Annotated in this window: 5 protein-coding genes; 2 read left to right on the forward strand and 3 right to left on the reverse strand. The window is 72.1% G+C overall.

Features of this window, described 5'->3' with window-relative positions:
* The 3 genes from ACI379_RS00630 to ACI379_RS00640 form a co-directional block, all read right to left on the reverse strand.
* Positions 1-1,448 (reverse strand): DUF3375 family protein (locus ACI379_RS00630; RefSeq protein ID WP_439790122.1); only part of this gene is annotated, 1,448 nt, incomplete at its 3' end.
* A gap of 198 nt (positions 1,449-1,646) precedes the next feature.
* The gene (locus tag ACI379_RS00635; protein WP_439790123.1) at positions 1,647-2,429 is read right to left on the reverse strand and encodes a hypothetical protein; all 783 of its coding nucleotides are present in this window, start codon (positions 2,427-2,429) and stop codon (positions 1,647-1,649) included.
* Between the two features lie 117 nt (positions 2,430-2,546).
* On the reverse strand, positions 2,547-3,092 hold the full coding sequence (locus ACI379_RS00640; protein WP_439790124.1) for a VOC family protein: 546 nt from the start codon (positions 3,090-3,092) through the stop codon (positions 2,547-2,549).
* 161 nt (positions 3,093-3,253) lie between these two features.
* Here ACI379_RS00640 and ACI379_RS00645 point away from each other — a divergent pair, with 161 nt between their 5' ends.
* The gene (locus ACI379_RS00645) at positions 3,254-3,736 is read left to right on the forward strand and encodes a hypothetical protein (protein WP_439790125.1); all 483 of its coding nucleotides are present in this window, start codon (positions 3,254-3,256) and stop codon (positions 3,734-3,736) included.
* Between the two features lie 112 nt (positions 3,737-3,848).
* Positions 3,849-4,403 (forward strand): SPFH domain-containing protein (locus ACI379_RS00650; RefSeq protein WP_439790126.1); only part of this gene is annotated, 555 nt, incomplete at its 3' end.

Genomic DNA, 4,403 nt, shown 5'->3' on the forward strand with positions numbered 1-4,403 from the left:
TGGCGGGGCACGCTCAGCTGACGGCTGGTGCCGTCGGTGCGCACCGACTCGTACGCCTCGAGGTCGTCACCCTCCGCGAGGCCGCGCTCGTTGGCCAGGTGCAGCAGGCCGAAGATCTCGACCGGGCGGCGCAGCTCGCGCGGCAGCTCGGCGAAGACCTCGCCCAGCGAGGCGGCGTCGAACTCCCCGCGCAGGACCGCGTCGAGGCGTTCGTCGAGCGCCGCCAGGGAGGGGCCGCCGCGGAAGCGGAAGTCAGCCACCGAGATGACCTCGTCGCCGTCGGCGTCCAGCTCGGGCAGCGGCGCGGGCCCCTGCTCGGCCCCGGCGTCGTGGAACCGCTCGCGCAGGTGCGGGAGCCGGCCCACGTCGGGCATCAGGTGGACGCCGTGCGTCGACCGGGGGCCGGTGGTGGCGTACCACAGGGCGGCCTCGGCCTCGATGTTGCGCAGCACGGTCTCGAGCTCGTGGTCGCGCATCGCGTCGTGGGAGACGATGTAGTCGCGCAGCGCCTGGGTGACCCGGGCCCGTTGGGCCAGCACCCGCGAGAGCCACCCACGGATCAGCGCCACGGTCGCGTTGAGCTCGGCACGGTCGCCCTTGCCGAGCACCCGGTCGGAGTGCGGGTGGTCGAGCAACGAGGTCAGGTCGGCGCGCAGCTGGTCGATGAGGACCGGGTCGCGCAGCAGGGTCAACGCGCCCTCGAAGGCGCGCCCCTCCGGGGTGGCCGTGACGAGGTTGTCGGCCTTGCCGAGGTAGGTGGTGATGACCTCGCCGGGGCTGCGCTTCTCCGAGCGGAACTCGGCGAGGATCTCGTTGCGCATGCGCTGGTACGACTCCTCGACCCGCGCGAAGTCGCTGGGCAGCGCCGACACCAGGGAGAGCAGCTCGGAGTACGCCTCGGACATGTAGTCCTCGCTCACCGGCGGCAGCTCGCCGCCGTCGACGAGACGGTCGCGCTCGCGGCGCAACCGGTCGATCTCCTCACCGAGGATGGTCACGCGCGCCGTGCGGTCGGGGTTGGCCTCGGAGTTGATCCGTCGAACCGTCGAGAGCAGGGTCGCGACCCGGTGCTCCGACAGGGTCGCCCGGTCGCGGGCCTGGATGCGCAGGATCTCGATCGCCGTCTGGGCGTGGGAGGTCAGCGTGTAGACCTCCTCCTCGCTGTCCTCGTCCATCTTGCGGTGCAGCCACTTGGAGTGCAGCCACCGCAGGCACAGCTCGTGACCGGTGCCCGTGGGGACGCCGTCGAAGCCGGCCGCGCGCAGCTCGGCGGCGTACACCTCGACCTGGTCCTCCAGGCGCGAGGTCGGGATCGGACGGTTCTCGCGGTCGAAGGCGGTGCGCAGGACGGACGCCACGGCGGGCGCGGTGTCCTGGCGCAGCAGCACCATGGTGGTCTGCCGCAACGCACCCTCGAAGCGGGCGAACTCGCTCAGCACGCTGCCCACGCGCTCACCTCCCTCGGACCATGACGACAGGACCCACCCTGACGGCAGGCGGTGACAAGTGTGCGACGCACGCGTCTGATCCACAGAACCGGGGTCCGTGAGGACGGCTGTGGACGGGAAGTGGTCGCCGCGACCCACGAACGGCGCACGGCCCCGCCGGCAGCGTGCCGGCGGGGCCGTGGAGCCGTGCGACCGGTGTCAGCGGGTGACCTTGGCGGTCCTGGCCGAGGTCACCCGCACGGTGGCGAAGTAGGTCCTCGTGCCCGTGACCCGGACGCTGATCCGCTTGCCGCGGTCCTTGGCTCCCAGCTTGTAGGTGGCCTTGGTGGCGCCCTTGATGACCGTGCCGTTGCGCAGCCACTGGTAGGTCAGAACGGTGCCGGCCGGCGTCCAGGTCCCCGGGTCGGCGGTGAGCGTGTGACCAGCACGTGCGGTGCCGCTCACGGTCACGGTCCCGGCCACGACCTCGACCGGCTCGGCGGCCACCTGTGCGGTCCGGTCCGACGTCCGCGAGACCGTCGCATACCCGCTGAGGGAACCCGTCACCCGCACGCTGATCCGCTTGCCCTCGTGGGCCTCGGCCAGCTCCAGTGCGGCGGAGGTCGCGCCGTCGATGTCGGCGCCGTCGGCCGGGTCAATGGTGCCCCGTACGGGAGCGCTCTCGGCGTCGACCGCCTGGGCGCCCGCCCTGCGCCCGGTCACGCGGACGGAGAACTCGTGCGGGAACGAGGCGAGGACGGGGGTGTCCGGACCGATGGTGAACTCACGCTCGGTGGCCCCGGGGATCTCGACACCCAGGACGTTGAGCCACTGGTACTCCAGCGTGACGTCGGAGGGTGCCCACGTGCCGGGGTCGGCCACCAGCGTGCTGCCCATTGCGCGGGGTGCCGGCGCGGACGCTGGTGCCGGTGCGGCGACCAGCCAGGCGGAGGCTGCGACCACCGAGGTGAGCAGCATGGACAGTGGACGTGCCGAGCGCACGGTTCCCCCTTCGACGACAGCTGGGTCAGCCGTCGAGCCCAGGCCGGGCAACGGCGCCGCAGAACCAACGAATGCGCGAATTCGTCCGGCGGTTCTCCGCGACGGGTCCCCGCCCGCTCAGGCCTGGGCGGCGGTGAGCCTCGTGCGGGCCAGGAACGCCTCGTCGCTGCGGGACTCCAGCAGCTCGACCAGCACACCGTCGTGGGTGGTGCCGTAGCAGACGGCCGCGACGCCTCCGCTGGACTCGGTCACGGGGTGGTGCCAGCGCACACCGTGCGTGCCCTCGCGTACGCCGGCGATCCCCGCCACGTCCAGGTAGAGGTGGTTGACGCCCAGGTCGACGGGCCGCGGCCTCGAGCCGTCGGCACCCGCCACGACGTCGACCTGCACCGGCCCGGGAACGCGCGCGAGGTTGAAGGCGGACGGCTCCTCGACGCGGACCGTCACCCCCACCAGGCCCGTACGCCCCGGCAACGTCGCCTCCACCAGGGTGATCGGCGTGCCGTCGGGGCAGCGCACGGCGTCGGGCGCGGTGCCGGCGGGCCAGCTCCAGCCCCCGTGGTCGAGCGCGCCGAGGCCGTCCATCCAGAAGGTCCGGGCGCGGTCGAGGTCGGCGACGCTGACGCCGACGTGGTTGACGGCGATCACCCGGGGTCCGTTCACCCGCACAACCTAGCCAGCGGTGGCCATGCGTGGGCCTGATCCGTGGGACCCGTCCCGGTGAGACTCCAGGCACCGTAGGGTTTGGCCGTGGTCCCGTGGGGGCAGGACCGTTCTCGGCGCGCCGAGTGACGGTGTCACCGAGTGTGCGAGGAGAGACACCCATGTTCCTGATGTTCGTGGTCGTCGGTGTGATCGGTCTGGCGCTCCTGCTGGTGTCCGTCGTGTTCGACGACGTGCTCAGCTTCCTCGACTTCGACACCCCCTTCCTGTCGACCGCCGCGATCGGCGCGTTCCTGGCCGGCTTCGGCTTCTGCGGCCTGCTCCTGCCCGACTCGTGGGGCGCGGCCGCGGCCGTGGCGGGCGCCGCGGTCTCCGGCGTCGCCCTGGCCGGCCTGGCCACGTGGATGACCTCGTCGCTGGCCGACTCGCGCACCGACGAGACCGTCTGCGCCGACCTGGTGCTGGGCACCATGGGCACGGTCGTGAACCGCATCGACCCCGGTCAGTACGGCGAGGTGTCGGTCACCGTCGCCGGCCACCTCATGAAGTACAACGCCAAGTCCGACGAGCCGCTGCCGTCGGGCGCGCGGGTCGTGGTCGTCGAGGTGCTCTCGCCCTCGGCGGTCCTCGTGACCGGCATCTGATCCATCCCGCTCCCGGCGGTGGAACGCCTCCCGGCGTCGCACCGTCCACCCACCTGCGTACCGGCCACCGAGGTCGGCGCACCACCACTGCAGCACTCACGGAGGAATGCCCATGGGAACCATCATCGCCATCGGAGGACTCGTCGCCCTCCTCGTCCTGATCGGAGCCTTCGTGGCGACCAGGTACAAGGTGGCCGGTCCCAACGAGGCGTTCATCATCACCGGACGCAAGGGCAAGGGCGCCGCTGACCTCAGCGGCCAGCGCGTCGTCGTCGGCGGCGGCGCCTTCATCGTGCCGTTCGTCCAGGCGCTCGCGAAGCTGCCGCTGTCGTCCACCCAGATCCACCTGCAGGTCTCCCGGGCCCCCTCGCAGCAGGGCGTCAGCCTCAACGTGCAGGCCGTCGCCGTGGTGAAGGTCGGCGGCGACGAGTCGCACATCCGGGCCGCCGCGCAGCGCTTCCTGGGCCAGACCCAGGCCATCCACTCGTTCACCACCGAGGTCCTCGAGGGCGAGCTCCGCGCGATCGTCGGCACCCTGACCGTCGAGCAGATCATCCAGGACCGTGGCGCGTTCGCGTCCCGCGTCGCCGAGGCCGCCGAGGCCTCGCTGTCGGGCCAGGGCCTGACCCTGGACTCCTTCTCTATCAAGGACGTCTCCGACGCCGAC

The sequence above is a fragment of the Nocardioides sp. genome (genome assembly GCF_051876515.1).
Taxonomy (GTDB): domain Bacteria; phylum Actinomycetota; class Actinomycetes; order Propionibacteriales; family Nocardioidaceae; genus Nocardioides.

What these genes read in the sequence shown, in the direction of transcription:
- ACI379_RS00645 (WP_439790125.1), top strand. Translation starts at nt 3,254, where the DNA reads ATGTTCCTGATGTTCGTGGTCGTCGGTGTGATCGGTCTGGCGCTCCTG.